The sequence below is a fragment of the Arthrobacter sp. 05L428 genome (assembly GCF_056397665.1).
In genome coordinates this window covers 114,390-140,506 of sequence record NZ_JBFTNW010000001.1, presented here as the reverse complement: position 1 = coordinate 140,506, position 26,117 = coordinate 114,390, and the positions used below count along the sequence as shown (strand labels likewise).

Genomic DNA, 26,117 nt, shown 5'->3' with positions numbered 1-26,117 from the left:
CTGGAAATTCCCGGCCTAGCCGGGGGTGCTGCTTTCCCTGACGACGAGGCGGGCCGGGAATATCAGCGGGTCCCGGCCCGTCCCCGGATCTTCGATGTCCGCAAGAAGCAGGCGGCCCGCCTGGGCTGCCATTTCTACCGTGGGCTGGTTGATCGTGGTCAAGGGCAGCTCGCCCGGCGCGGCCAGGTGGTCATCGAAGCCGACGACGGCGACATCCCCGGGCACCGTGCGCCCGGCGGCCAGCAGGGCCGTTATGGCACCGCGGGCCATGAGGTCGGACGCCGCGAAAATGCCGTCCACACTACTGTCCTCGGCCAGCAGCCGTTCGGCCGCTTCGGTGCCGCCGGCAGGGGTGAAATCCCCCTGCGCGACCGGCCCCGGCGGCAGCCCGGCCTCCCTGAGGCCCGCTTGCCATCCCTCCAGCCGGTCCGCGGCTGCCGTCATATCGAGCGGTCCGGTGATGGTTGCCAGCCGGGTGCGCCCGGCCGCCGCAAGGTGAAGCGCGGCCAGGCGGCCGCCTTCGAAGCTGTCCACGTCAACGTAGTGGATCCCCAGCCCGGTATCCCACGGCCTTCCAATGAAGACTGTGGGCAGCCCCGCGGCGGCAAGCTCCTCGGTCCAGCCGTCGGCTTTATGGTGCGAGACGACAATGGCACCGTCCACGTGGCCTCCACGCAGGTACCGAAGCGTCCGGGAGGGATCGCCGCCGGCCCGGGACATCAGCAGGACCAGCTGCATTTCGGTCTCACGCAACGCCTCCGTCACCCCGGTGATGACGGCCGCGAAGAACGGGTCCATCATGACCCGGGCATCGGGTTCGTTGATCACCAGGGCGATCGAGGAAGTCCGGCGGGTGACCAGGCTGCGCGCGGCCCGGTTCGGGGTGTAGCCCAGCGAGATGACCGCAGCGTCCACCGCGGCCTGAGCTTCCGGGCTGACCCGGGAGCCGCCGTTGATGGCCCGGGAGGCGGTGGAGCGTGACACTCCCGCCGCCGTCGCGAGGTCTTCAAGGGTGGGGCTAAGTCTCGCCGGTCCGGCCCGGAGACCCGCGTGCTTCTGTTCGCTCATCACTTTGAGAATACGACATGCCCGGTCTCCGCAGGGACGGGCCCTACCGTGCCGGCAGGGCGTTCGCCGCCGCCACCCCCGAGTACCAGAGTCCGCTGGCCTTCGGGATCCGCTGCTGGGTTTGATAGTCCACCCGGACCAGACCGAAACGCTGGTGATAGCCGTACGCCCACTCGAAGTTGTCCAGCAGCGACCAGGCGAGGTAGCCGCGGACGTCGGCGCCGGCGTCGATCGCGGAGCGCACTGCGCGCAGGTGCGCGTCGAAAAAGGCCAACCGCTCCTGGTCGTCGACGAAGCCGTCGGCGTCGGGAGCGTCCGGGTACGCGGCGCCGTTTTCCGTCATGTAGATCGGGATGCCGGCCGGGCCGGTGTACTCAAGCTGCAGCCGGGTCAGCAACCGGTACAGCCCCTCGGGCTGCACCTCCCAGCCCATCCCCGTCACCGGCAACCCGCGCGGCACGGAGTGCACGTCCTCCGCGGAAACGAACGGCGTTGCCTCACGCCTGTCGGCCGACGCCGGGGCGGCCTGCGCCGTGGTGGTCACGGTGTCCGGTTGGACCCGTTCTTCGGCTGCCGCCGCCTTGGTCAGCGCCTCGCCCTGGTAATAGTTGACCCCCAGCAAATCCACGGGCGCCGAGATGACAGCCAGATCACCGTCCTGCACCACGGTGTCGAAGCCGAATCCGGCGACGTCGTCCAGCACGTCCGCGGGGTACTGGCCACGGAAGATCGGGTCGAGGAAGATCCGGTTGTGCAGCCCGTCGATCCGGCGGGCCGCATCGCGGTCCTCCGCGGAGCCGGGGTCGGCAGGATCGGCGACAGTGAGGTTCAGGGTGATGCCAAGGCTCGCTGCCGGATCACGCCGGCGCAGTTCCCTGGCGGCGAGCCCGTGCCCGAGCAGGAGATGGTGGGCAGCGGCGAGGGCTGCCCGCGGTTCCTGCCGTCCCGGGGCGTGGACGCCCGCGGCGTAGCCGAGGAACGCCGAACACCACGGCTCGTTGAGCGTGGTCCAGATGCGGACCCGGTCGCCGAGGGCCTCGTGCATCACGGCCGCGTAGTCCGCAAACAGCCGGGCGGTCTCGCGGTTGGCCCAGCCTCCCTCATCCTCCAGGGCCTGCGGCAGGTCCCAGTGGTAAAGCGTCAGCCAGGGTGTGATGCCTGCGGCGAGGAGTTCGTCCACCAGACGGGAGTAGAACGCGATCCCCTCGGGGTTCGGCGTCCTGCCGTCGGGCATGCACCGTGCCCACGACGTCGAGAAACGGTACGCCTTTAGGTGCAGCGACGTCATCAACTCCACGTCCTGGCCCGAGCGGTGGTAGTGGTCGCACGCCACGTCACCGTTGTGGCCGTCTGCCACGGCGCCCGGAACCCGGGCGAAGGTGTCCCAGATCGAGTCCTTCCGCCCTCCGGTGTGGGCGGCTCCTTCGATCTGGTAGGCGGCCGTGGCCGCGCCCCAGAGGAATCCGTCGGGGAAAGTTAGCTCGGTGGTGCTCATCCTTTGACTGCTCCTTGCATAATTCCTGAAACGAGTTGGCGACCGGCGGCGATGAAGAGCAGCAGCAGCGGGACGGTGGCCAGGACGGCACCTGCCAGCACCACCGAATAGTCGACAAAGTGTGCGGCCTGCAGCAGCTGCAGCGCCACCGGGAGGGTCGGGTTGGAAGGGTCCAGCACAATGAAAGGCCAGAAGAAGTTGGTCCAGGTCGCGACGAAGGTGAAAAGCGCCAGCATCGCCGCGGCCGGTCGCGCCGCGGGGAAGCCGACATACCAAAAGGCCTGGATCATGGAGGCCCCGTCCACCCGGACGGCCTCAATGAGTTCGTCCGGGAGGGCGTCCCGTAGATACTGGGTCATCCAGAACACCCCGAAGGCCGTCACAACGCCGGGGAGGATCACCGCCCAGAGGGAACCGGTCCAACCCAGCTTGGCCATCACAATGAACAGCGGAACCACGCCCAGCTGGGTGGGCACCGCCATTGTGGCGATCACGAAGACCAGAAGCCCCTTGCTGCCCCGGAAGCGCAACTTCGCGAACGCGAAGCCCGCCAGGGTGGAGAAAACCACCACCGAGGCGGCCGTGACCGTGGACACCAGGACGCTGTTGCCCATGGCCTTCCAGAACGGGATGCTGTCGAAGACTTTCGCGGCGTTGGCCAAGAAGTTCCCTCCCGGCAGGACCGGGACACCGCGACTGAGCACCGTGCTGTCATGGCTGCCCACCAGGAACGACCAATACAGCGGGAACAGCGACGCCAGCAGGACGGTGCCGAGGAAACTGTAGGTCAGCGCCCCGGGACGGCGCTGACCGCCTGCGCCGCCCCGGTTGCGCGGCCGGCCGGTTATGCGGTTCGGCCGCTTGGCCGCCGCCTTGGCCGCACCTTTGCCGGCGGTTTGCCGGATCATGGGGATGGAGCTCATTTGCGGCCTCCCTGGCTGGCGATACGCCGTGTGAGTAGATAGTTCAGGAGGGCAATCAGCACAATCATCAGGAACAGCAGCCACGCGACCGCAGATGCCCTGCCGAAATTGCGCTGTCCCCAGCCCAGTTCCCAGATGTACATGGTCAGCGTCTGCCACTGCCGGTCGGCGCCGCCGAGCCCGGACTGGTCGAACACCCGCGGCTCGTCGAAAATCTGCAGCCCGCCGATCGTGGACGTGATGGCCACGAAAATCACGGTGGGCCGGAGCATCGGAACCGTCACGGACAGGAACTGCCTGACCCGGCCGGCGCCGTCGATGGTGGCGGCTTCGAAGACATCGCGGGGGATGGCCTGCATGGCGGCAAGGAAGATCAGTGCGTTGTAACCGATCCAGCGGAAATTCACCATCGTGGCGATGGCAATGTGGCTGGCGAGTTGCTCGGAGTGCCAGCGGACCGGGTCAAGGCCGACGAGTGCCAACAGCTCATTCACGAGGCCAAACTGGTCGGCGAACAGGTTGTTGAAGATCAGCCCGACCGCCACCGGGGCGACGACAAAGGGCACCAGGACGCCCATCCGCCAGAACGTTCTGGCCCGGAGGTTGGCGTCCAGCGCGGCCGCAATCAGCAGCGCCAGCACCACCTGCGGCACGGACGAAAGCAGGAAGATGCTCAGCGTGTTTCGTCCCGCGTTCCAGAAGTACGGCTGCGCGAGGACAAAGCCGAAGTTCTCCGTCCCGACGAACTTGCCCTGCCCGCCGATCAGGTTCCAGTTGTGCAGGGACACCCAGGCTGTGTAGAGCAGCGGAAAGAGTCCCGTGAGGGCAAACAGCAGGAAGAACGGCGAGATGTAGAGGTAGGGCGAAAGTTTGACGTCCCACCGAGACATCCGTTGCGAGAACGCGAGCCGCCGGACGCTCCTCTTGCCGGGTATCTCCTCGTCAGCCAGTTGGCTCTGGGGCCTGACCCGGTCCGTTACCGACATGACCTACAGGGACTTCACAGCGGTGAGGAACTTCGCCCAGGAGGACTCGGCGTCGTCCTTCTTGTCCACGTCCACGCGGGTGAGGGCCTGCTGCATGGCGTCGTTGATGGCAAAGAACTTCGGGCCCTTGAACGGGGTGGCGCCCACGGCCTTGGCCCGCTCGGCGAAGATCTTTCCGGTGGGGGCGTTGTTGAAGAACTTGTTGGTCTGCCCCAGCAGAGCCTCGCTGTCGAGCGCCTTGACCTGGCTCGGGAAGTTGCCCTTGGCGGTGAAGGCCTTGATCTGCTGCTCCGGGGCGGTCAGCCAGGCGGCGAGCTTCTTGGCTTCGGCCTGGTGCTTGCCCTGCGCCGGCACGGTCAGGTACGAACCTCCCCAGTTTCCGCCGCCGCCGGGGAAGACGTTGGCGACGTCCCAGCCCTTGACGCCGGTGGCGTTGCCCTCGATCACACCGAGCATCCAGCCCGGGCAGAGGGTGGTGGCGAACTTCTGGGACTGGAAACCGGCCACCCAGTCGTTGCTCCACTGGCCCAGGTGCGCGGAGAGGTTGTCCTTCGTCGAGGCGTTGAGGACCTTGGTGTAGACGTCCTTGACGGCGGGGTTCTCGGCGGCAATGACAGTGCCGTCCTCGTTTTCGTAGGCCTTTTCCAGCTGGTTGCTCATGCCCTGGTAGATGGCTCCGGCGGAATCGAACCAGGCCGCGCCGGTCTTCGCGGCGACAAACTTCTTGCCGGCGTCGAAGTAGCTGTCCCAGGTGGTGCCGAGCATCTTGGCGACGGATTCGCGGTCCGTCGGCAGTCCTGCCGCCTTGAGCAGTGCCGAGTTGTAGCAGACAGCCTCGGGACCGGAGTCTGTGCCGTAGCCGATCAGGCGGCCGTCCTGCGTGGTCGCCGCCTCGGTCTTCCAGTCCAGCCAGCGGCCTTCGACGGCGGGGTCCTTCAGGTCCACGAACTGGTCCGGATACTGCTTGAGTTCGGAGAGCCAGTCAACCTCGATAGCTTCGACGTCCGAGAGGCCCGATCCCGCCGCCAGGCGGGTGGTCAGGTTGTCGCGCGCTTCGTTGGTGGTGGCGGCTTTCTTGTGCTGGATCTTGACGTTGGGGTTGAGTGATTCGTACTCCTTGAGCAAGCTCTCGTAGCCGAACTCGTTGAACGTGGCGAGGGTGAGGGTTACAGGCTCCTTCCCCGTCTCGCCGGTGGGTGCCGCGGCTTTGGGGGCGTCTGCTCCGCAGGCGCTCAGGGCAAGGGTGAGGCAGGCAGCCGACGCCGACAGGGCGGCGAGCTTGCGGGGAAATTTCACGCGGGGACTCCTTTGTCAGGGTATGGCACGAAGAGTGCGGGGCGATGCGCCCAGAGCTGGGAGCGCTCCCGTGACTCGCATGGGAGCGCTCCCACCAGCATGGTGTCGCACATCACAATGAATTGTCAAGGTGGCGCCCTTGGCGGAATCGGGGCCCTTGCCGGGGCTTGAGGCCGGTGTTAGGCTTCCCGGCGGGAGCGCTCCCACACCGTGCCCTTCCCGGCGGCGGGCGCCTGATTCCCTTTCGCTCCACTCCACAGCCCGTGCAAAACCGCACCCCAACGAGAGCAGGACAAGCAATGCCGCTAGCCCACCTCCGCCGCCACCGCGCGGCCCAATCCACGTCGTTCCGGGCGCCAACGCACCACCAGAGACGGCTGCTGGCCGGCGCGGTAGCGGTGATGCTTGGCGTGCTGGGCGCCGCAGCCGCCCCCGCCGCCAACGCCGCTCCGCCCCCGGCGATGAACCCGGCAGTGAACCAGGCGAAGACCACGCCCGCGCCGGCCCCCGACTTCGGCCCCAACGTGCGGATCTTCGATCCCAGCATGCCGGTGGCCGCCATCCAGGCCGAGGTGGACGCCATAGCGGCCAAACAGGTCGACGACGAGATGGGCACCAACCGTTATTCCCTGCTGTTCAAGCCCGGCACCTATGGCAGCCCGGAAACGCCGCTGATCATCCAGGTGGGCTATTCGACCGAAGTGGCCGGCCTGGGCGCCTCACCCACGGACGTCACGATCAACGGCCATGTGGACACGTACAACCGGTGCCTGACCGCGGACAACTGCATCGCCCTGAACAACTTCTGGCGCTCCGTCTCCAACCTCACCATCAATGTCACCGGTCTGGAGGGCTGCCGCAGCTCGGCGAACTTCTGGGCGGCTTCGCAGGCATCGCCCATGCGGCGGGTCAACATCACCGGCGGCAACCTCTCCCTGATGGACTACTGCACCGCCGGCCCGCAGTACGCCAGCGGCGGCTTCATTTCCGATTCAAAAGCCGGCACGGTCATCAACGGTTCGCAGCAGCAATACCTGGTCCGCGACAGCAGCATTGGCAGCTGGTCCAACGGCGTCTGGAACCAGGTCTTCTCCGGGGTGAACGGGGCTCCGGCCCAGTCCTTCCCGAACCCGCCGTACACCACACTGGCCAGCACCCCGGTCAGCCGCGAGAAGCCGTACCTGGTGCTGGATTCCGGCGGAGGGTACAACGTTTTTGTTCCCTCGGTGCGCAAGGATTCCGCAGGAACCACGTGGGAAAACGGCCCGACGGCGGGCCGCAGCATCCCCCTGTCCGACTTCTTCGTGGCCAGGCCTACCGATTCCGTCCAGACCATCAACTCCCAACTGGCCCGCGGCAAGAACCTGCTGCTGACCCCGGGTGTCTACGACATTGATCGAAGCATCGAAGTCAAGCGTGCCAACACCGTCGTCCTCGGACTCGGCATGGCCACCCTCACCGCCGTCGACGGTTCCGTGCCGCTGACGGTCGCGGATGTCCCCGGCGTCGAAATTGCCGCCGTCACCGTGGACGCCGGCGAGAAGAATTCACCGGCACTGCTTCGCGTTGGCACCCAGCGTGCCGCAAAAGGCAACGCCCGCGCCCACAACGGCTGGAGCGATCCCGCCAACCCCACCACCCTCCACGATGTCTTCTTCCGGATCGGCGGGCCCCACGTCGGCAAGGCCTCGCTGAGCCTGGAGGTCAACAGTGACGACGTGCTCCTGGACCACATCTGGGCCTGGCGCGCCGACCACGGAAACGGCGTGGGCTGGACTACGAACACCGCAGACAACGGCGTCATCATCAACGGCGACAACGTCACCGCCACCGGCCTGTTCGTCGAGCACTACCAGCAGTACAACGTGATCTGGAACGGCGAACGCGGGAAGACGATTTTCTTCCAGAACGAACTGCCTTACGACGCGCCCAACCAGGCCGCCTGGCAGCACGACGGCGTGCTGGGCTGGGCTGGTTACAAGGTCGCCGACTCGGTTCGGACGCACGAACTCTGGGGCGGCGGCAGCTACGTCTACAACAACGTCGACGCCACGATCCACGCCACCCGCGGATTCGAAGTGCCGGTAACGCCCGGCGTGAAGCTGCATGGCCTGCTGACGGTCAACCTCGGCGCCGGGACCCTGGACCACGTCGTCAATGACACCGGCGCAGCCGTCTCGACAGACGCGGTGGGGGTGCCCAGCTACGTCGCCGATTTCGGTTAGGACGCCTGCGGGCGGGAGCCTTCCGGCCCCGCCCGCCGGCACCGGCGCAGCTAACGCACTGTCCGGCGTCGCCCTAGTGCGATGCAGGCCCCGCCGAGCAGCAGGGCCGCCGCCGCCAAAGCTGCGGCAGGAAGCACGCCGTTGGCTCCGGTGCTGGCGAGCATCGCGGGGCTGCCCGGCTGCCGCGGAGTTGAGACACGGGCGCCCGCTGCCGCCGTCGGAGGAATGTTCCCTGCCATGGCTGCGGACGCCGGCGGGCTGATCGTGAACCTGGCCCTAAGCGGTGACGAGGCGATCCCGTCGACGGACTGGGTTACGGACAGTGTGTGCAGCCCTACGGCCAGGCCGGCGGGGAACCGTACACTCCAGCGGCCGTCAGCCACGAGGACATGCGGGACCAGCGAAGGGAACACCGACTTCGTCCCCACGCCGGATCCGCCCTTCTGCACGGCACCGATCGGCTGCCCGTCAATCAGCACGGCGACCGCTGCGCCGTCGACACCCGTCCCGGAAATCGCATCGGGCAGCAAGTCCTGGCGGAACGAGACCCCGTTCCACTGTCCGGCGACGGCGGGCGCCGGCGGCGGCACCGTGAACACCAGCGTGGCTGGCGGGCTGTCCACGTGGCCGGGCGCCGTCTGGACCGCCGAGACCGAGAGCTTGCCGTACGCCCGCTGGCTTCCCACCGAAACACTCCACCGGCCCTGCGGCGAAACCTTCGCGGAACCGGTCAGCTGGCCCGAAAGGACCACGGTGTTGCCCGGGGTGCCCGTTCCTTCGACGCGATCCAGCGCCGCGAGGCTGGATCCGGAGGCGGGGGCACTGATCTCCGGCGCGAGCAACCCGGAGACCTTGAGGCTGAACGCTGCGGCCCCTGACCGGCTGTGGCCGTTGACGGTCTCAGCCGTGAATTGGAACGTTCCTTCCGACGCTGGCGCGTTGAAGGACCAGCTTCCCGCCGCGTCCACCGGGATTTCGACGGCGTCCTGGTCCGGGCGAAGCAGGCGGACCGTGGAGTTCGCGGCGACGCCCGAGGCGGGGGCGGCAGGCACGCGCCCCCGAATGAGGCTGCCCGGCAACACCGTGCCGGTGTCCGGTGTCCCCGCAAGTTCGGGCTTGTTCAAGAACAGCTGGAGCTGGACGGGGCCAGGAATGGAGCCCAGCGCATCGTCGAGCGTTGTCGCGACCGCAAAGTTCTGCGCCGCGCCCCGGGGTTCCCCGGCGGAGTGTGTGCCGACGGCAAAGTTTCCGCTGATCCAGGGCCCCCCGGAGTCTCCCCCGCTGGATTGGACGTCATAGGACAAGAAGCCCTTGAAGGCCCTCAAATCTCCTGCCGCGGTGGTGCGTCCTCCCACCACGTAGACGCCGGTTTCCGCTACCTCGCCGCAGGACCATCCGGTGGTGCGGCCGGACCGGCAGACAGCCTGGCCCTGGTACGGCGCTGCGGTGCCAATGATCTTGACGGAGGTTTGTCCCGGGTTGGCCGGGGTCTTCCACGTAGTGGCGGAGGGCTGCACCTTGAGCCCGGGCCGCAAATCCTTGATCACGGCAATGTCGGTGCCGATGTTGCCCGGACTCGACTCTGCACCGGTGATCGGCGAGTTATCGGGTCCGCCGAACTGGCTGAACCCGAACGATCCCAGGGGTTCGAGAACGGCCGGCAGCGAGGTGGTCGCTCCGCCGGCCGGCGCCGCGGTGGGCGGCTCGACGTCGGCCTTTGCCGCCGTTCCATCTTCGGCGCAGTGCCCGGCAGTCAGCACCAGCGGCAGGCCGGCGGGATCAAAAGCCCCGAAGCCGGCAGAGCAGATCGTCATCTTGTCGATCACGTAACCCTGCCCGCCGAAGTAGTCGTCTTCGGTCTTGATCGGAGCGCCCTTTTCCAGTTTCACGTTGGCGTAGCGGGACACGAAAGCTGCGGCCGAGATCTTTCCGGGGGCGGGCGCCGGCGCCGGGTCGAGGCTGCCGGGCGCCAGGGCCGCCGAGGTCCACGCCTCGGCTGTGTTGGTGCCGCCGGTGCGGACGATGAAGTGGCCGTCGGCGTAAGCCACAGCCTGCAGCCCGGCAGGACCGACCTCACGGACATACGCCTGGAAGAGCTGCTCGGCACTGCCGGCGACGAGTTCCGGCTTCACGGCTGCGGCCGGCGTGGCGCCTGGTCCCGTGGGAGCGGCCAGCGCGGAGGTCTTCAGCGCGGGCGCCTCGAGCGCGAATTCCGCCGGGCCGGCCTGGTTCAGTTCGTCGATTCGGGCTTGGAGCTCCACGCCGGAGCCTTCGACCACGATTTTTCCGTCCCGCAGGACAATCCCGACATAGCCAGGCAGGCCGCGCAGGGAGGGTGCAGCCTCGGCGGCCCGCTTGGCCTGCGCTCCGGCGGCGTTGAACTCCGCCAGGGTCATGCCCAGGTCCCGTCGGATCGCCTCGGCGAGCCCGGCGTCGCTGATGCCCGGTTCTGGCGAGGACGCAGCGGGTTCAACCGGCGCCGTCGGCGCGAGGGCCGCCTCCGAAGTGGGGCTGGGCGAGGGGGAAGGGGACGCCGTAGCGGGATTAGGGGACCCGGCCTCTGCCAAGGCGGGGACAGCCACAGACGACCCCGCGAGCGCCACGGCGATAGCCGCCGCTGCCCGGATTACCAGCGCGTACGTGGGAGTCTTCACCCGGTTACTCTAGTGCCCCAATTTGCCCCGGATGGCAGTCAACTCAGGAACCGTTACCCCATTGTGGCCCAAAAATTCGGCAGTTTTCAGCTGCCGCACAAAGCGCAGGAGGCTTTCCTGGCGCGCCTCGATCAGCGGCGCGAGGATCTCCTCGGGCAGGTACCGCTCATGCGGATGCGGGGTTGCGGAGAGCCGGTGGTGCTCGTTGATGCCCCGCATGGCGCGTGCGTAGGACAGGGCGATGGCGTCCTCCCCGGCTCCGGCGAGGTCCTGGAGCATGGCGGCGATCATGCCGCTGCGGTCCCGGCCGGCCGAACAGTGGATCACGACTCCGCCGGGGGCTGCCGCGACGGCTCTGAACACTGCGGCGAGCTTGCCGGGGAAGATCCTGGCGTTGTCCGGATAGGACGCCGGGTTGTTCAGGTAAGGAACGCAGAGCGCGCGGAATTCAGCGTTGCCGGGATCCTCGGTGGGGGCGTGCACGACGTCGAACGCCGCCAGGGTCGCCTCGCCCACCCGTGGATCGGTGTCGCGGCGGCGGATCTCATCCGGGTTGCGGAGGTCGATCACGGTCCGGATGCCGCCGTCGTATGCCTGCTGCCAGCCGGTCTCGGTGAGCCATTCGCGGCGGCCCATCCGGTACACGCTGCCCGCAACGTGCCAGGCGTTGACGGCCCCGTCCCAAGTGACAGACCCGTCGCTGTTGACGGCCCCGTCCCAGTTCATGGGCTTCACGGCGCCGCCCTCCGGCCGGCTAGCCACGGGACTCGTCCCGCCGCTTCCCCAGCCTGAACTCCAGGCCGCTGCGTACCATCGGCCATTCATGTTCGAGGATGGAAAACACCACGGTGTCGCGCAGCACGCCGTCGGCCGTGCGGCTGTGGCTGCGCAGCACGCCGTCCTGTTTGGCGCCCAGCCGGGCAATCGCCTCGCGGGACTGGTGGTTGAGCCAGTGCGTGCGGAATTCGACGGCGGGGCAGCCGAGCGTCTCGAAGGCATGACGGAGCAGCAACAGCTTGGAGTCCGGGTTGCTGCCGCTGCCCTGCGCGGAGGCGGCGTTCCAGGTGGAACCGATCTCCACCCGGGGTGTGGCGGCGTCGATGTTCATGTAGGTGGTCATGCCGATCACTTTCCCGGGGCCGCCGGTGGCCGGGTCAAGCAGCCGGGTGGTGAACGGCAGCATCGAGCCTGCCTGCTGCAGGGCCAGCCGTCGATCGATCTCGGCCGCCATGGCCTCCGGGGCGGGGACGGACGTGTACCAGAGCTTCCAGAGCTCGCCGTCCCGGACTGCCTCCACCAGGCCGTCGTGGTGGGCATGGCTCAGCGGTTCCAGCACCACGTGCTGGCCGGTGAGGGTGATGGGTTCAATGCGCGGCGGGGCGGTAGTCACCGCACCATCCTAGGCATGCCGGCCCCTCGCTGGCGCCCGGACGGATCCCCCAATGAGCATCCGTCCGGGACCGGCTCAGGCGGTCCAGTCGAAGAAGCCCTGGCCGGTCTTGCGTCCGAGTTCGCCGCGGGCCACCTTGTCCCGGAGGATCTGCGGTGGCGCAAAGCGCTCGCCCAGGGTGGAGGCCAGATACTCGGCGATGCCGAGCCGGACGTCGAGGCCGACGATGTCGGTGGTGCGCAGCGGACCGGTCGGGTGTTTGTAGCCCAGGACCATGGCGTTGTCGATGTCCTCGGCCGAGGCGACGCCTTCCTCCACCATGCGCATCGCCTCGAGGGCGATTGCGACGCCCAGCCGCGAGGAGGCGAAGCCCGGGGCGTCATTGACGACGACGGCGGTCTTGCCGAGCGCTTCGACCCAGCCGCGGGCGGCCTGGGCGAGGGCCTCGCTTGTCTGCTCGCCGAGGACGACCTCGATCAGGGTGGACGCGGGAACCGGGTTGAAAAAGTGCAGGCCCAGGAAGTTCTGCGGGCGCTTCAGCTCGCGGGCCAGGCCGTTGACGGAGAGCGAGGAGGTGTTGGAGGCGAGGTACGCGTCCGTGGCGAGCCGCTCCTCGATCCCGCGCAGCGAGGCCACCTTCAGGTCCCAGTCCTCGGGTACGGCCTCGATGACCAACTGCCGGTCCTTGAAGTCGTCGTAGTCCACGGTCACGGAGAGGCGGGAGACCATCTCGTCGAGGTTGCCGTCGGTGGCGCCGCGCTCGATACTCTTGGCCGCCGCGGACTCCACGCGCTCGCGGGCCGCCTCGGCGGACTCCTCGTCACGCTCGACGACGAGCACGTTGGCGCCGTTGATCAGGAAGGCATGGGCGATGCCCGCGCCCATCCGTCCGCCGCCGAGCACCCCAACAAAGTCGGGAAGGCCAGTTGCAGGCAGGTTGGCGGGGAGTACCGAGTTGCTCATATCTACTTCTTCCGGTCTGGATTGGGGCCTGGCGTGGCGGCTGGCTTCTTGCTCACTTCGCGGCCGACTCTTGGGCTGACTCTCGGGCTGATTTCTTGTCCGATTTCTTGTCCAGGAAAGCCTGCATACGGTCGAACTTCGCCTGCGATTCGAACAGGATGCCCTGCGCCAGCTGGTCGATCAGCGGGTGCGCCTCAGCCGGGGCATGGAACACGGACTTGGTGATCCGCACCGCGAGCGGGTCCTGCTGCGCGATCCGGTCCGCCAGCGCGTGGGCGGCGTCCATCAGCTCCGCGGGTTCGTGCACCTCGGTGATGAGCCCGACCGCGAGCGCCCGGTCGGCGCGGAGTACTGCGCCGGCCAGGAGGATGTCCTTGGCCACCGGCTCCCCCACCAGCTCCTTGAGGCGCCAGCTGGCCCCGGCGGCGGCGAGGATGCCGAGGCCCGTCTCGGGGTTGCCGATCCGGACCCCCGGGGTGCCGATCCGGAAGTCGGCGGCGTAGGCCAATTCGGCGCCGCCGCCCAGGCAGAAGCCGTCGAGGGCCGCGATGACCGGCATCGGCAGCTTGGCGATCCGGACGAAGATGGTGGAGTTGATGCCCTGCAGGGCGTCGTCGCGGCGGCGTTCCCGCAGCTGCGCGATGTCGGCGCCGGAGGCGAATACGCCTTCCGTGCCGGCAAGGATCAGCACCTTGGGGGTCTGCTCGAGGTACGCGCAGACGCTGTGGAGCTCATCGACCATCTGCTGGTCGATCGCGTTGCGGACCTCCGGGCGGTTGAGCAGGACCACCAGCCGGTCCTCGCGCTCCTCGACCAGGAGCGTGCCGAAGCCTGCGGTGTCCAGGCCGCCGGGCCGGGCCGCCATTAGACGCGCTCCAGCAGCATGGCTGTGCCCTGGCCGACGCCGATGCACATGGTGGCGAGGCCGATTTTGGCGTCTTCGCGCTCCATCCGGCCCAGCAGGGTGATGGCAATCCGGGACCCGGACGAGCCGAGCGGATGGCCCAGGGAGATCGCGCCGCCGTCGCGGTTCACAATCTCCGGGTCGAGGCCGAGCCGGCGCATGCTGGCCAGCGACTGGGTGGCGAAGGCCTCGTTGAGTTCGACGGCGCCGAGGTCACCGACGTCGAGCCCGCTTCGGGCGAGGACCTTTCGGGTGGCCGGGACCGGGCCGATGCCCATGATCTCTGGCTCGCAGCCGGCCGAGGCGCCGTCGATGATGCGGGCCCGCGGGGTGAGCCCGAGCTTCTGGATCGCGGCCTCGGAGGCGACGATGATCGCGGAGGCGCCGTCGTTGAGCGTGGAGGAGTTGCCGGCGGTGACCACGGAGCCGCCCGCGACGACGGGGCGCAGCCCGGACAACACGTCCATGGTGGTGCCGGCGCGGGGGCCTTCATCGGTGTCCACGACCGTCTCGCCCTTGCGCGTCTTGACGGTCACGGGAACGATTTCGTCCGCGAAGCGGCCGGCGGCAATCGCGGCGAGCGAACGCTCGTGTGAGCGGACGGCGAACGCGTCGGCGTCCTCGCGGGAAATGCCGTCCACGCGGGCGACTTCCTCGGCCGTCTCCGGCATGGAGTAGGTCATCTTGCCGTCGCGGGAGAGCTCGCCCTTCTGGAACAGCGGGTTGGCGAAGCGCCAGCCGATCGAGGTATCGAAAATTTGGCCCGGCTTGGCGAAGGCGGTCTGCGGCTTTTCCTGCACCCAGGGGGCGCGGCTCATGGATTCGACGCCGCCTGCAATGACGATATCTGCGGCGCCGGACTTGATCATCTGGCTGGCCATGATGATGGCGCTCAGGCCGGAGGCGCAGAGCCGGTTAACGGTAATGCCGGGGATGTGGAGCGGTAGTCCGGCCAGGATGGTGGCCATCCGGGCGACGTTGCGGTTCTCCTCGCCGGCTCCGTTGGCGTTGCCGAGGATGACCTCGTCGATGGCGTCCGGGTCGATCCCGGCACGGGCGACAGCTTCACGGACCACCAGCGCCGCCAGGTCATCGGGCCGGACCGCGGAAAGGGCGCCGCCGTACCGTCCCACGGGAGTGCGGGCACCGCCAACAAGAAAAGCCTCGACCATGAGAACATCCTTCACCAAGGGAGCAGGGCCGGCAGCAGAGTAAATTACCGACCGTTCGTTCTATAAAGATTACACAACGGGTCAAGGCGGTCAACCGGACGGCCCCGGATGACGTGGCGTCGACTCAGGCCACGGTGATGCCCAGGTGGCCGGCCAGCAGCGGGGCCAGCAGGCTGAGCTGGTGCTCGTCGACCACGATGCCGGCGAGGCTGCCGAGGCCGCTGAGGGACCGGAACTCCGTGCCGCGCAGGTCGAAGTCCTTCAGTCGCGCTCCACTGAAGTCCAGGCTGCCGATGGTGCAGTTCTTCAGCGCCACCCGGGTCGCCGTGCAGGAGCCAAGGTCCAGTTCGTTGATGATGCAATCGCTGATCTGCACGTCCACCAGCTTGGAGCCGCGGAGGTTGACGTAGTCCAGCTTGCCGCCGTCGATCCGCACCGACTGCCAGCCGCTTTCATACAGTTCCGCCGACCCCCAGCGGGGGTTGCGGAGTTCGACGTCGCGCAGGCTTGAGCGCGCCGCCGTGAAGACCGGGGCGTAGATCTCGGCCAGGACGCAGTCGCGGAAACTCGCGCCGCGCAGCTGGGTTTCATTAAAGGAGGCGCCGGAGAACTCGCACTCGGCGAAATCCGTGCCGCTGAGCTCCAGCCCGTCCGCGGCCGCGCGGGTGTACCGGACGCCGTCGTAGCGCTCCCCGCGGCGGAAATCGGGGGCAGGATCCTCCGCGAGGTCCGCCAGCTGGACCGGCGTGAGGCGCGGGGCGGTGACTTTGGCTGCGCCGGAGGGCTTGGCCATCACTGTAACTCCGCCTTGGCCGCGGTCTTGGCTGGGACAGGGGTGGTTGTGGGCTCCATGGTTTCGAGCCTAGCCGGGCGGATCGACAACCCTGGGCACGGAACGGATCGAATGATCTCGCAAAAGGGCTTGAATTAGTAAGCATGCTTCGTGTTATGGTGAAACTGCGTTGAATTTCAACCGGAAACGAAAGGTGGAGTACACCATGGGTATCGGAGACAAGATTCAGAACGAGGCGGAGCACCTCGGCGGCAAGGCCAAGGAAGCTACCGGAAACGCCACGGACAACGACCGCCTGAAGGCCGAAGGCCAGAAGGACCAGGTCGTCGCCGACGCGAAGAAGGTCGGCGAAAACGTCAAGGACGCCGTCAAGCGCGACTAGTCCTAAAAATCGACGGCGTCGGACATTCCTTTGGGGGATGTCCGGCGCCGTTTTTTGTGCCCGGATGCAAGACTGTCCGAACACGACTCCCGCACGACCCGACCTAGGAGTGCCCATGGCCAGGAATGCCGCCAACCGGGGCGAAGACCCGGACCCGGCCCTGCATAACGTCGACCTCAGCGGGGCCAGCCTCGCCGCCGGCGGCTCCCCGCGGCTCCGCGGCTACCTGGCGGAACCGGAAGGGGACGGTCCCTTCCCGGCCGTGCTGATGATCCATGAGGCGTTTGGCCTGGATGGCATCACGGTCCGGCACGCAGAGCGGATGGCGGCCGCCGGCTATCTCACCCTGGCTGTGGACCTGTTCAGCGACGGCGGGGCGCGCCGCTGCCTCGTCTCGACCATGCGTTCCCTGGCTGCCGGGCAGGGTCGCGCGTTCACGGACCTGGCGACGGCGCGGCAGTGGCTGTTGGACTCCGGCCGCACGACCGGGAAAATCGGCGTCATCGGGTTCTGCATGGGCGGCGGCTTCGCCCTGCTGCTGGCCAATGACGGCTTCGATGCCGCGGCGGTGAACTACGGCAGGCTGCCCAAGGACCCGGAAACGGCGCTGGCGGGCGCCTGCCCGATCGTGGCCAACTTCGGCGCGAAGGACCGTTCCCTTTCCGGGGCGGCGGCACGGCTGACCTCCGTGCTTGAGTCCCTCGGCGTTGAACACGACATCAAGGAATTCGCGACCGCCGGCCACTCGTTCCTGAACGATGAGGAAACGGGACCCAGGCCGCTGCGTCCGCTGTTCCGCGTCCTCGGCGTCGGGCCCGATCCGCAGGCCGCACCCGCGGCCTGGCGCCGGATCGAAGACCATTTCGCCCGGCACCTGAAGGACTAGGCGCCAGATTCCGCATCGGCTGCTCCAACGGTGCCTTTTGCAGCCCCGGAACGGCCGTTACGGAGCGGTCGATGGAACAAACGACGGCGGCGGCCACCTTGTTCGGGTGGCCGCCGCCGTCGTTGGTCATTCAGGACCGGAGCCCTAGCTGAAGAGCTGGCTCTTCGGTTCGTTGTTCTTGACCTTCTGCCAGCCGAGCCAGAGGACCACCGCGAAGAACGGGATGGTCGCCAGGGTCCACAGGCCCAGCGGGAAGACCTCCCCGGTCTTACTGGTCATCGTGTCGAAGCCGATCAGCACGGTGATGGCCAGCAAGGCCACCAGTCCGGCCCAGCTTGTCCACGGTGAGCCCGGCATGGGCAGGGAGGAGACGTTGCCCTTGGTCTTGCGCAGCGCGATCTGGCTGGCGAAAATCGAGCCCCACGTGAAGATGACGCCGATCGAGGCGGTGTTGAGTGCGAGGTCGAAGGCGTGCGAGCCGCCAAGCCAGATGTTGAGCAGGATGCCGACCAGGTAGACCGAGCCGATCGCCAGGATCGCGGCGTAGGGGACGTGGCTCTTGGACATCCGGGTCAGCCACTGCGGGGCGTGCCCGTTGTTGGCCATGGTGCGGAAGATCCGGCCAATCGAGTACAGGCCCGAGTTGCAGGACGACAGTGCGGCGGTGATCACGATCATGTTCATAACGTCGCCCATCCACGGCAGGCCCATCTGGCCGAAGACGGTAACGAACGGCGAGGTGCCGGCCTTGTACTGGTCCGAGGGCAGCAGCATCGCCAGGAGGGTCACCGACCCGACGTAGAACACGACGATCCGGATCACGACGGCGCGGATCGCCTTCGGGACCTCCTTGGCCGGGTCCTCCATCTCGCCGGCGGTGATGCCGACGAGCTCGATGGCGTTGTAGGCGAAGATCACGGCGTTCAGCACGAGGATCATCACGAGGGCGCCCTTGGGGAACATGCCGCCGTCCGCCGCGAAGAGGTTGTTCACCGAGGCGTGGCCGTCGCCGACCTTGGCGTTGGTGACCACCATGAAGGTGCCGACGGCCAGGAAGATCAGGATGGCCGCGACCTTGAGGACGGAGGCCCAGAACTCGAACTCGCCAAACGCCTTGACGCTCAGCAGATTCACTCCGACGAGGAGCAGCAGCGCCGCGATGGCGGTCAGCTCCACCGGCACGTTGGGGAAGAAGAACTGGAAGTACAGCCCGATCGCGATCAGCTCGGCGATGCCGGTCATGGCCCAGTTGATGAAGTACATCCAGCCGGACAGGTAGGCACCCTTCTTGCCGAACATCTCACCGGCGTAGCTGACGAAGGAGCCGGAGGTCTGGCGGTACATGATGAGCTCGCCAAGGGCGCGCATCAGCAGGTAGGCGATGACGCCCGCAATGGCGTAGGAGAAGATCAGCGCGGGGCCGGTCGAAGCCAGGCGCCCGCCGGCGCCCATGAAGAGGCCGACGCCGATTGCGCCGCCCATGGCGATCATGGTGACCTGGCGGCCGTTCAGGGACTTCTTGTAGCCCTCGGCGCTGAGGGTCGAGTCGACGACGGCGGATTGCGCCGGCGCGCTCTTAACGTCTGTGGAAGTACTTTGTGGCACAACAGTTCCTTGTAGGTCGGGGTATTGCCGCGACGGGAAGGCGGCTCCGGGAGCAGAAGTACGGACCCGGCCTGTGCCCTGAGCCCAGGAAACGGGCAGGGTTTTAGACCGAAACTCACAACGGGTCGCAGCGTCGCGCGGCACGTCCATAGTACTAGCTTTCGGCGCCGCACCGTGACGCGGGCTACACCCGGAACCGCCGAAAATACGAAATTAAAACAACGTTTTGGCGCAAAAGCGCTGGTCAGGCCGAGGTTTCCATTACTCTGAGCGAACCGGCGGGGACGTTCCCGCTGGTTCGCCTGCAACGTCACTGCAGGCCATGGCAGCAGTGCCGTGAGTCAGGGGGGACTATGAAACAGAGAGCGCTACTGCCCGCAGTGCTGCTTCTCGTACTGGCAGGGTGTTCGAGCGGCGGTTCCGGTCCGGCCACACCCAGCACCGGCAGCAGCACCGCAGCAACGCCACCATCATCATCATCATCATCAGGATCTCCGGCGCCGAGCGCGTCCGAACCGGCCGATGTTTCCACTTCGCTTAACGCACCCGAGGCCTTGCGCGAGCCCATCTGCCGCGCGACGGCCGACGGGTCGTGGTCCTTCACGGGGACCCTGGTCAACAGCAGCGACAAGAACAAAGTGTTCACCGTGGCAATCGCGGTCACCGCCGGCCCTGCCGTGGCAGGGCACACGATCATCACCAAAACCGTCGCTGCCGGCAAGTCGGCCGAGATTGCAGCACCGAACTTTGCCAAGACCAAGGACAGCGCCGGGACCTGCACACCGGTCGTCTCCGTAGAGGATGCGCCATGAAAAAACTACTTGTCATCTCAGCGGTGGTGCTCGGGCTCGCGGCCGGACCGCTGGCGGTCGGACCGGCCTTCGCCGAGACCGCACCGCTGCCGCAGGACACAGCGAGCCCCACGGCAACCGACACGGCCGCGCCGACCGAGTCGGCGTCGGCCCCCGCCATTCCGGCCCCGGAACTTAGCACGTCCCCGACAGCGACGGCGGAGCCCACCGTGGAGCCGACCTCCACTGTTGCGGAGCCAACGCCGACGCCGACGCCGACGCCGACGGAGGAGCCGACGTCGCCGTCCGTCGTTGTCCTGGGCGCCATCCAGGCGAAATGGACTGCGCTGAAGGGCGCAGCCGGTGCCCTCGGCGCACCGACCGCCAACCAGGCCTGCTCTCTCGACGTCTGCAGCCAGGCGTTCGAAGGCGGATCCGTCTTCTGGACCGCTGCAACCGGCGCGCACCCGGTGCTGCGGACGGCCGGCCACACGGGCCCCCGCTGGCACGCGCAGGGAGGCTTGGCGCTCTACGGCTATCCGGTCACGGACGAAACCGCGGTCACGGGCGGAACCATCCAGAAGTTTTCCAGTGGGCGGTTCCTCACCTGGACCACCAAGGGAATCCAGCAGATCTGGTCACGCGGCGCCATCGGCGCCCTGTGGCGGGCCCAAGGTGAGGCCGCCGGGCTCGGGCTGCCGACCACCGCCGAGGTCTGCGGGCTGACGGCGCGGGGCTGTTCTCAGTTCTTCGCCCATGGAGCGGTGTTCTGGTCCCCGAGGACCCCCGCGCAGGTCCTCAAGGGGACCATCTACACCAGGTGGAAGGCGGCCGGCGCGCAAGCCGGCGTCATGGGCTATCCCACCGGCCCCAGGACCTGTGGCCAGGCTGCCGGCGGATGCCTGCAGCGGTTCCAGGGCGGAACCGTCTACTGGTCCTCGGCAACCGGGTCCTGGATCTCCCGCGGCGGCCTCGGAGCCCGGTACGTCCGGGTGGGGGCCACCCGGAGCAGCCTGGGCTACCCGCTCGCCAACGAAAAGTGCGTTCCGGGGCAGTGCATCCAGGCCTTCCAGCGGGGGTTCATCGGCTGGACGGTGAAGCCGGGATACCGGGTCTTCGGGATGTCGGAGTGCCAGAACCTCAACAACGGCAAGTCCAAGTACCCCACCTACGGCGCGAACCGGGTCCTCCTCACGTGGACCCAGGGCTACGGACTGAACCATGCGACCAACCTGTACTGCATGAAGATCGCCGGGACGTACGTGCCGGACTGGCGGACTGACGGGTACGTCGGTAAGTCCGGGTTCAAGCCGCCGGGAGTTCCGTCCGGCCCCACCCGGAACCTGTTCTCCCCCACCGGATCGTTCTCCGTGACCGAGGCCTTTGGCCTGGGCAACCCCGGCACGAAGCTTGCGTACCGCACGCTCAACCCGCGCTCACGCTGGGGCGGCAACCCCTGGACGGCCACCTACAACAAGTACCACGAGTCCTCCTCCTGGGTTGGCTGGGACGAGAACATGTGGTGGTTCGCCAGCCTGGGCTACTACCGCCAGGGCGTGGTCATCAACTACAACCGGCCGAACATTGTCCAGGATGCGGGCTTCGCCATCTTCCTGCACATGAACAAGATCCCGACGGCCGGCTGCATCTCCCTGGATGACTGGGCGGTGGTGGACTACATCCGCAAGTCCACCCCGGGCGACCGGATCATCATGGGGACCTACGGGGCGCTGTTCCGATAGATTCCCGGCTCTGCAGCTACACGGCTAACGCCCGGCGCCCTCGGCCCGGGCGTTAGCCGTGTCCGCTCGGCGGCGGGGCTAGGCTGGTGGCATGGGTCCCGCTCTCCGTCAACCACCTGCGCCGCGTCCGGAACTGTACGCATTCTCCCGGCTGGACCTCATCACGGCGGGGATTTACGTGGCAGTGGGGGCGGTCTTCGCCACCGCCTCAGGCCTGCTGGCGCCGCTCGTGCTGCAGCTCTCGCCCAATCCGGCGGTGGCGTCCTACGCGGTGAACCTTCTGGTCTATGCGGTCATCGGCCTGCTCGCCCTGTTCGCGGCACGCCAAGTCGCGCGCCGGGATCTCCGCGTCCTGGCCACGAGACCCTGGTTCACCCTCCTGACGGTGCCGCTGGCCGTGGTGGCCGCGATGATCCTGACCGCCATCCTGGTGGCCGTGGCAGGGACCCCGCAAACCTCCGCCAACCAAGCCGGCCTGCAGGCACTCATGCAGCAGGTCCCGGCCTGGCTAATGGTGCCGCTGCTGGTGATTGTGGGCCCCTTCGTGGAGGAGTACATGTTCCGGCACCTGCTGATCGGCAAGTTGAGCCGGAAGCTGAACATCTGGCTCTGCTGCGCGCTCTCCGTCGTGCTGTTCGCGGCCATGCACGTCGTGGGCCAGGAGGCGCTGACGCTGCCCGTGCTGATGCCCTATCTCGCCATGGGCGCCACCCTGGTGTTCGTCTACGTCTGGACGGGCAAGAATGTGATGTTCTCCTACTTCGTCCATGCCTCGAAGAACCTGCTGGCCGTCATCTTCATCTACGCCATCCCGCCGGAAATCCTCGAGCAGCTGCAGTAGCGCCCGGAAAAACAACAGCGAAAGTTGCCCCGGCGGCACCCTAGCGCCGCGGGCGCCGTCGTCGTAGGTTTTTCCCATGGCACTGAACATCCAAATCGCTGTCGACTGCGTCGACCCGCACGCCCTCGCGGACTGGTGGGCCGAAACCCTGGACTGGGCCGTGGAGCCGCAGGACGAGGACTTCATCCGTTCCATGATCAAGCAGGGTTTCGCGACGGACGCGGAGACCAAGCGGCACCACGGAAAGCTTGTCTGGCGGGACGGCGCCGCCATCCGGCCGCCCGAGGACCTGGGCGTCAAGCCCGCCTCACGCCGGATTCTTTTCCAGACCGCGCCGGAGGCGAAGACCGTCAAGAACCGCGTCCACTGGGATGTGAACCTGGCCGGCGCTGACAAGGACGAGGTCCGGGCCGCGCTCGAGGCCCGCGGCGCGACGTACCTGTGGACCGCCAACGAGGGCCCGCATTCCTGGCACACCATGGCGGACCCGGAAGGCAACGAGTTCTGTATCAGCTGAGCCGATTACTAGACTCGGACTGTGAGCAACGAAATCCCCGCCAAGGTATCCGACGTCTTTGACCCCACCCGCTGGCGCACCGTGACCGGCTTCGACGATTTCCAGGACATGACCTACCACCGACAGGTGGAGCGCTCCGCGGACGGCACCGTGGTCCGGGACCTTCCCACCGTCCGGATCGCCTTCAACCGCCCGGAGGTGCGCAACGCGTTCCGGCCCGGCACCGTGGACGAGCTGTACCGGGCCATGGACCACGCCCGGATGACCCCCGATGTCGCCACGGTCCTGCTCACCGGCAACGGCCCCTCCGCCAAGGACGGCGGCCACTCCTTCTGCTCCGGCGGCGACCAGCGGATCCGCGGCCGCGACGGGTATCGGTATGCAGAGGGCGAAACCACCGAGACCATCGACCCCGCCCGCGCCGGCCGGCTGCACATCCTTGAGGTCCAGCGGCTCATGCGGACCATGCCCAAGGTGGTCATCGCCGTCGTGAACGGCTGGGCGGCCGGTGGCGGCCACTCGCTGCATGTCGTCTCCGACCTCACCATCGCCTCCCGGCAGCACGGCAAGTTCAAGCAGACCGACGCGACGGTAGGCAGCTTCGACGCCGGCTACGGCTCGGCCCTGCTGGCCCGCCAGATCGGCCAAAAGTCCGCGCGCGAGATCTTCTTCCTGGCCCGCGAATATTCCGCCGAGGACATGGTCCGGATGGGTGCCGTGAACGAGGCCGTGGACCACGAGCGGCTCGAGGAGGTGGCGCTGGAGTACGCCGCGGACATCGCCCGGCAGTCCCCGCAGGCCATCCGGATGCTCAAGTTTGCCTTCAACCTCGCCGACGACGGCTTGGCCGGCCAGCAGGTGTTCGCCGGCGAAGCGACGCGACTGGCTTACATGACGGACGAGGCGGTGGAGGGCAAGGAGGCCTTCCTGGAGAAGCGTGATCCGGACTGGTCCAAGTTCCCGTACTACTTCTAAGGCTGCCGCGATGACTTCCGGAGCGGTGAACATCGAACCCGCCCTCGCTGCCCTCGCGGCTGCCCTCCGCGGGGAGGGTCCCGCCGTCGAGCTGTCCGCCGGCCCGGACGGCTCCCCCGTCGTCGGGCTGGTGGAAACCCCCGGCTTCGAGGACGCCGCCGTCGTGGTGCGGACCTCCGGCTCCACCGGCGTGCCCAAGGCCACGGTGCTGACGGTGGATGCCCTGGCGGCTTCCTCCATGGCAACGGCGATGGCGCTTAAGGGCGAAGGCCAGTGGCTGCTGGCGCTCCCGGTGCAGTTCGTGGCCGGCGTCCAGGTCCTGGTCCGGTCGCTCTTCGCCGGCACCCGGCCCTGGGCGATGGACCTCTCCGGCGGGTTCACCCCGGAGGCCTTCACCACCGCAGCCCTAGAGCTCACGGACAAGATCCGTTTCACCTCCCTGGTTCCCACGCAGCTGCAGCGGCTTCTGGAGCGGCCCTCGGCACAGACGCTGGCCATGCTCCGGCGCTTCAACGCGGTTCTGCTGGGCGGCGCCCCCGCCTCGGCGGAGTTGCTCGCCGCGGCCCGGGAGGCCGGCGTCCGGGTGGTGACCACCTACGGTTCCGCCGAGACCTGCGGCGGCTGCGTGTACGACGGCGTGCCGCTGGACGGCGTCGAGCTGAAACTCGCCGCGGACGGCCGGATCCTGCTCGGCGGCGCCACCATTGCGGCCGGCTACCTCGACGAGCCGGAGCTCACGGCCTCGGCATTTGTCGAGGACGACGGGATCCGCTGGTACCGCACCAACGACCTCGGCGCGCTGTCCGCGGACGGCACGCTGACCGTGCTGGGCCGGGCCGACGACGTCGTCATCACCGGCGGCGTCAAGGTGTCCGCCGCGCATGTGCAGGCGGAACTGGAGAAGCTCGACGGCGTGCGGGCGGCGTTCGTGGCGGGTGTCCCGTCCGCCGAGTGGGGCCAGGCGCTGGCGGCCTATGTGGTGCTGGCGGACGATTCGCCGGAGGCAGCCGAGGCCTTCACGGCGCGTTTCACCGCCGGCGGCGCGGGGGCGTTGGCGGGGGCCTTGGTTCCTAAAACAGTGCTCACCGCCGCGGAACTGCTGATGCTTCCGAACGGAAAACCGGACCGAATGGGCATGACCGTTCGGCTGGACACCCGTCATCAGGGAAAATAGAAAAGCTTCAAGCAACCCTTTCCACTAGATCAACACCCAAACCAACGAGGTACTGAACGTGGCCACAGCGGCACAATGGATCCAAGGCGCCCGTCTGCGCACCCTGCCGGCCGCAATCGCGCCGGTCCTGATCGGGACTGCAGCCGCCTATGAGATGAACGCGTTCCGGCCCGTCAACGCCCTGCTGGCCGCCATGGTGGCCCTGCTGCTCCAGGTCGGCGTGAACTTCGCCAACGACTACTCCGACGGCATCCGCGGCACCGATGAGGACCGGGTGGGCCCGCTCCGGCTGGTGGGTTCCGGGGTGGCGAAGCCGGAGCACGTCAAGCGGGCAGCGTTCGCGGCGTTCGGCCTGGCGATGCTGTTCGGACTGATCCTGGTCATTATCACGCAGGCCTGGTGGCTGATCCTCGTGGGTGTGGGCTGCGTACTTGCCGCGTGGGGCTACACCGGCGGCAAGAACCCCTACGGCTACCTGGGCCTGGGCGACCTGTTCGTGTTTGTGTTCTTCGGGCTGGTGGCCACGCTGGGCACCACCTACACGCAGGCCGGCCAGCTCAGCCTCGCGGCCATCATCGGTGCGATCGGCACGGGACTCATCGCCTGCGCCCTGCTCATGGCCAACAACGTCCGGGACATTCCCACCGACCGCGTGGCCGGGAAGAAGACGCTGGCTGTCCGGCTGGGCGACAAGCACGCCCGGGAAAGCTACGTGCTGATGCTCGCCGTGGCGATCCTGCTGGTGATTGTGCTTGCGCCCGGTCGGCCTTGGATGCTGATTGTGCTGCTGCTCATCCCGGCCATCCTGATGCCGTCCTGGCTGATGATCGCGGGCCGGCGCCGCAAGAGCCTGATCCCGGTGCTGAAGCAGACCGGGCTGATCAACCTTGGCTACGCCGTGCTGTTCTCGCTCGGCCTGGTGCTGAGCCGCGGCTTCTAGGGCGCGTTCCGGGCGTCCGGCTGGTTCCGCTGGTTCCAAGGGGTTCCAGCGGGTTCCGGCTGGTTCCAGGGGGTGCTGACGGGCTCTAGGAGTCCTTGGGCCGGCTGTCGGTGCGCACGGTGACGTCCGGGTGTTCGTCCACCAGGCGGTCTTCGGCGTGGGCGTCGTCGATCTCCCCGGCACTGCGCAGCGGCTTGGCTTTGCCGGAGAAACGCTGGTGGATCGAGGCGGTGGCCGCGTCGCGCTGTTTCTGGAAGAACAGGAAGCTGATGGCGAAGGCCATCATCCCGGCGCAGAGCGCGGCCAGCAGCCAGCCAAGCTGCAAATAGACAAACAGGGCGAACAACGGCACAAACAGTGCCAGACGGATCAGGGAGTATTTCAGGAAAGCCACG

The 26,117-nt window shown here is 67.7% G+C and carries 25 protein-coding genes; 11 read left to right on the top strand and 14 right to left on the bottom strand.

Features of this window, described 5'->3' with window-relative positions:
• Nucleotides 1–15 precede the first annotated feature (15 nt).
• The 5 genes from AC1DH3_RS00700 to AC1DH3_RS00680 are packed head-to-tail and all read right to left on the bottom strand — an operon-like array spanning nucleotide 16 to nucleotide 5,768.
• On the bottom strand, nucleotides 16–1,068 hold the full coding sequence (locus AC1DH3_RS00700; protein WP_441416862.1) for a LacI family DNA-binding transcriptional regulator: 1,053 nt from the start codon (nucleotides 1,066–1,068) through the stop codon (nucleotides 16–18).
• A 43-nt stretch (nucleotides 1,069–1,111) separates the two neighbouring features.
• The gene (locus AC1DH3_RS00695; protein ID WP_476908398.1) at nucleotides 1,112–2,563 is read right to left on the bottom strand and encodes a glycoside hydrolase family 1 protein; all 1,452 of its coding nucleotides are present in this window, start codon (nucleotides 2,561–2,563) and stop codon (nucleotides 1,112–1,114) included.
• Nucleotides 2,560–3,486, bottom strand: a complete 927-nt coding sequence (locus AC1DH3_RS00690) for a carbohydrate ABC transporter permease (protein WP_476908397.1) — start codon at nucleotides 3,484–3,486, stop codon at nucleotides 2,560–2,562. The genes AC1DH3_RS00695 and AC1DH3_RS00690 overlap by 4 nt, the downstream gene beginning before the upstream one ends.
• The gene (locus AC1DH3_RS00685) at nucleotides 3,483–4,472 is read right to left on the bottom strand and encodes a carbohydrate ABC transporter permease (protein ID WP_476908396.1); all 990 of its coding nucleotides are present in this window, start codon (nucleotides 4,470–4,472) and stop codon (nucleotides 3,483–3,485) included. The genes AC1DH3_RS00690 and AC1DH3_RS00685 overlap by 4 nt, the downstream gene beginning before the upstream one ends.
• Nucleotides 4,473–4,475: 3 nt before the next feature.
• On the bottom strand, nucleotides 4,476–5,768 hold the full coding sequence (locus AC1DH3_RS00680) for an ABC transporter substrate-binding protein (protein ID WP_476908395.1): 1,293 nt from the start codon (nucleotides 5,766–5,768) through the stop codon (nucleotides 4,476–4,478).
• Between the two features lie 401 nt (nucleotides 5,769–6,169).
• Here AC1DH3_RS00680 and AC1DH3_RS00675 point away from each other — a divergent pair, with 401 nt between their 5' ends.
• A complete protein-coding gene (locus tag AC1DH3_RS00675) occupies nucleotides 6,170–7,993 on the top strand; it encodes an adenylyl cyclase (RefSeq protein WP_476908832.1) in 1,824 nt (607 codons plus the stop codon).
• A gap of 50 nt (nucleotides 7,994–8,043) precedes the next feature.
• Here the strand turns inward: AC1DH3_RS00675 and AC1DH3_RS00670 are convergent, their stop codons facing one another.
• The 7 genes from AC1DH3_RS00670 to AC1DH3_RS00640 form a co-directional block, all read right to left on the bottom strand.
• A complete protein-coding gene (locus tag AC1DH3_RS00670) occupies nucleotides 8,044–10,647 on the bottom strand; it encodes a S1 family peptidase (RefSeq protein ID WP_476908394.1) in 2,604 nt (867 codons plus the stop codon).
• Nucleotides 10,648–10,656: 9 nt separating this feature from the next.
• Nucleotides 10,657–11,373, bottom strand: coding sequence for a tyrosine-protein phosphatase (locus AC1DH3_RS00665; protein ID WP_441417830.1), 717 nt, complete (start codon nucleotides 11,371–11,373; stop codon nucleotides 10,657–10,659).
• A 28-nt stretch (nucleotides 11,374–11,401) separates the two neighbouring features.
• A complete protein-coding gene (locus AC1DH3_RS00660; protein WP_441416856.1) occupies nucleotides 11,402–12,037 on the bottom strand; it encodes a GNAT family N-acetyltransferase in 636 nt (211 codons plus the stop codon).
• 75 nt (nucleotides 12,038–12,112) lie between these two features.
• Nucleotides 12,113–13,000, bottom strand: coding sequence for a 3-hydroxyacyl-CoA dehydrogenase family protein (locus AC1DH3_RS00655; RefSeq protein WP_441416855.1), 888 nt, complete (start codon nucleotides 12,998–13,000; stop codon nucleotides 12,113–12,115).
• A gap of 52 nt (nucleotides 13,001–13,052) precedes the next feature.
• Complete coding sequence (locus AC1DH3_RS00650; RefSeq protein ID WP_476908393.1) at nucleotides 13,053–13,865, bottom strand: enoyl-CoA hydratase/isomerase family protein; 813 nt, start codon at nucleotides 13,863–13,865, stop codon at nucleotides 13,053–13,055.
• On the bottom strand, nucleotides 13,865–15,076 hold the full coding sequence (locus tag AC1DH3_RS00645; RefSeq protein ID WP_441416853.1) for a thiolase family protein: 1,212 nt from the start codon (nucleotides 15,074–15,076) through the stop codon (nucleotides 13,865–13,867). The genes AC1DH3_RS00650 and AC1DH3_RS00645 overlap by 1 nt, the downstream gene beginning before the upstream one ends.
• A gap of 124 nt (nucleotides 15,077–15,200) precedes the next feature.
• On the bottom strand, nucleotides 15,201–15,869 hold the full coding sequence (locus tag AC1DH3_RS00640) for a pentapeptide repeat-containing protein (RefSeq protein WP_441417829.1): 669 nt from the start codon (nucleotides 15,867–15,869) through the stop codon (nucleotides 15,201–15,203).
• Nucleotides 15,870–16,074: 205 nt separating this feature from the next.
• On the opposite strand from AC1DH3_RS00640, the gene AC1DH3_RS00635 reads away from it, so the two are divergent.
• Together AC1DH3_RS00635 and AC1DH3_RS00630 are read left to right on the top strand one after the other, a co-directional pair.
• Nucleotides 16,075–16,251 carry a CsbD family protein gene (locus tag AC1DH3_RS00635; protein WP_138768393.1) on the top strand — a complete coding sequence of 59 codons (177 nt, stop codon included), beginning with the start codon at nucleotides 16,075–16,077 and terminating at the stop codon, nucleotides 16,249–16,251.
• A 115-nt stretch (nucleotides 16,252–16,366) separates the two neighbouring features.
• The gene (locus AC1DH3_RS00630) at nucleotides 16,367–17,137 is read left to right on the top strand and encodes a dienelactone hydrolase family protein (protein WP_476908392.1); all 771 of its coding nucleotides are present in this window, start codon (nucleotides 16,367–16,369) and stop codon (nucleotides 17,135–17,137) included.
• A gap of 144 nt (nucleotides 17,138–17,281) precedes the next feature.
• Here AC1DH3_RS00630 and AC1DH3_RS00625 read toward each other — a convergent pair whose 3' ends face one another.
• Nucleotides 17,282–18,742, bottom strand: a complete 1,461-nt coding sequence (locus AC1DH3_RS00625; RefSeq protein ID WP_441416851.1) for an amino acid permease — start codon at nucleotides 18,740–18,742, stop codon at nucleotides 17,282–17,284.
• Between the two features lie 403 nt (nucleotides 18,743–19,145).
• On the opposite strand from AC1DH3_RS00625, the gene AC1DH3_RS00620 reads away from it, so the two are divergent.
• The 8 genes from AC1DH3_RS00620 (at nucleotide 19,146) to AC1DH3_RS00585 (ending at nucleotide 25,722) form a co-directional block, all read left to right on the top strand.
• On the top strand, nucleotides 19,146–19,283 hold the full coding sequence (locus AC1DH3_RS00620) for a hypothetical protein (protein WP_476908391.1): 138 nt from the start codon (nucleotides 19,146–19,148) through the stop codon (nucleotides 19,281–19,283).
• 13 nt (nucleotides 19,284–19,296) lie between these two features.
• Entirely contained in the window at nucleotides 19,297–19,554 is a 258-nt protein-coding gene (locus AC1DH3_RS00615) for a hypothetical protein (RefSeq protein WP_441416849.1), read from the top strand.
• Nucleotides 19,551–21,275 carry a hypothetical protein gene (locus AC1DH3_RS00610; protein WP_476908390.1) on the top strand — a complete coding sequence of 575 codons (1,725 nt, stop codon included), beginning with the start codon at nucleotides 19,551–19,553 and terminating at the stop codon, nucleotides 21,273–21,275. The genes AC1DH3_RS00615 and AC1DH3_RS00610 overlap by 4 nt, the downstream gene beginning before the upstream one ends.
• A 91-nt stretch (nucleotides 21,276–21,366) precedes the next feature.
• Nucleotides 21,367–22,116 (top strand): CPBP family intramembrane glutamic endopeptidase, encoded by a 750-nt coding sequence (locus AC1DH3_RS00605; protein WP_441416847.1) that lies wholly within the window; start codon nucleotides 21,367–21,369, stop codon nucleotides 22,114–22,116.
• Nucleotides 22,117–22,192: 76 nt separating this feature from the next.
• Nucleotides 22,193–22,633, top strand: a complete 441-nt coding sequence (locus AC1DH3_RS00600) for a VOC family protein (RefSeq protein ID WP_175321444.1) — start codon at nucleotides 22,193–22,195, stop codon at nucleotides 22,631–22,633.
• A 21-nt stretch (nucleotides 22,634–22,654) separates the two neighbouring features.
• On the top strand, nucleotides 22,655–23,608 hold the full coding sequence (locus tag AC1DH3_RS00595; RefSeq protein WP_476908389.1) for a 1,4-dihydroxy-2-naphthoyl-CoA synthase: 954 nt from the start codon (nucleotides 22,655–22,657) through the stop codon (nucleotides 23,606–23,608).
• A gap of 10 nt (nucleotides 23,609–23,618) precedes the next feature.
• A complete protein-coding gene (locus AC1DH3_RS00590; protein WP_476908388.1) occupies nucleotides 23,619–24,782 on the top strand; it encodes an AMP-binding protein in 1,164 nt (387 codons plus the stop codon).
• 58 nt (nucleotides 24,783–24,840) lie between these two features.
• A complete protein-coding gene (locus AC1DH3_RS00585) occupies nucleotides 24,841–25,722 on the top strand; it encodes a 1,4-dihydroxy-2-naphthoate polyprenyltransferase (RefSeq protein WP_175321447.1) in 882 nt (293 codons plus the stop codon).
• Between the two features lie 85 nt (nucleotides 25,723–25,807).
• Here AC1DH3_RS00585 and AC1DH3_RS00580 read toward each other — a convergent pair whose 3' ends face one another.
• Nucleotides 25,808–26,116, bottom strand: a complete 309-nt coding sequence (locus AC1DH3_RS00580; RefSeq protein WP_441416844.1) for a DUF4229 domain-containing protein — start codon at nucleotides 26,114–26,116, stop codon at nucleotides 25,808–25,810.
• Nucleotide 26,117 lies beyond the last annotated feature (1 nt).

Coding starts and splice junctions, on each gene's coding strand:
- AC1DH3_RS00685 (WP_476908396.1), bottom strand. CDS start 4,472: ATGTCGGTAACGGACCGGGTCAGGCCCCAGAGCCAACTGGCTGACGAG.
- AC1DH3_RS00695 (WP_476908398.1), bottom strand. CDS start 2,563: ATGAGCACCACCGAGCTAACTTTCCCCGACGGATTCCTCTGGGGCGCG.
- AC1DH3_RS00635 (WP_138768393.1), top strand. CDS start 16,075: ATGGGTATCGGAGACAAGATTCAGAACGAGGCGGAGCACCTCGGCGGC.
- AC1DH3_RS00640 (WP_441417829.1), bottom strand. CDS start 15,869: ATGGCCAAGCCCTCCGGCGCAGCCAAAGTCACCGCCCCGCGCCTCACG.
- AC1DH3_RS00610 (WP_476908390.1), top strand. CDS start 19,551: ATGAAAAAACTACTTGTCATCTCAGCGGTGGTGCTCGGGCTCGCGGCC.
- AC1DH3_RS00675 (WP_476908832.1), top strand. CDS start 6,170: ATGCTTGGCGTGCTGGGCGCCGCAGCCGCCCCCGCCGCCAACGCCGCT.
- AC1DH3_RS00690 (WP_476908397.1), bottom strand. CDS start 3,486: ATGAGCTCCATCCCCATGATCCGGCAAACCGCCGGCAAAGGTGCGGCC.
- AC1DH3_RS00650 (WP_476908393.1), bottom strand. CDS start 13,865: ATGGCGGCCCGGCCCGGCGGCCTGGACACCGCAGGCTTCGGCACGCTC.
- AC1DH3_RS00645 (WP_441416853.1), bottom strand. CDS start 15,076: ATGGTCGAGGCTTTTCTTGTTGGCGGTGCCCGCACTCCCGTGGGACGG.
- AC1DH3_RS00655 (WP_441416855.1), bottom strand. CDS start 13,000: ATGAGCAACTCGGTACTCCCCGCCAACCTGCCTGCAACTGGCCTTCCC.
- AC1DH3_RS00665 (WP_441417830.1), bottom strand. CDS start 11,373: ATGAACTGGGACGGGGCCGTCAACAGCGACGGGTCTGTCACTTGGGAC.
- AC1DH3_RS00700 (WP_441416862.1), bottom strand. CDS start 1,068: ATGAGCGAACAGAAGCACGCGGGTCTCCGGGCCGGACCGGCGAGACTT.
- AC1DH3_RS00590 (WP_476908388.1), top strand. CDS start 23,619: ATGACTTCCGGAGCGGTGAACATCGAACCCGCCCTCGCTGCCCTCGCG.
- AC1DH3_RS00600 (WP_175321444.1), top strand. CDS start 22,193: ATGGCACTGAACATCCAAATCGCTGTCGACTGCGTCGACCCGCACGCC.
- AC1DH3_RS00630 (WP_476908392.1), top strand. CDS start 16,367: ATGGCCAGGAATGCCGCCAACCGGGGCGAAGACCCGGACCCGGCCCTG.
- AC1DH3_RS00605 (WP_441416847.1), top strand. CDS start 21,367: ATGGGTCCCGCTCTCCGTCAACCACCTGCGCCGCGTCCGGAACTGTAC.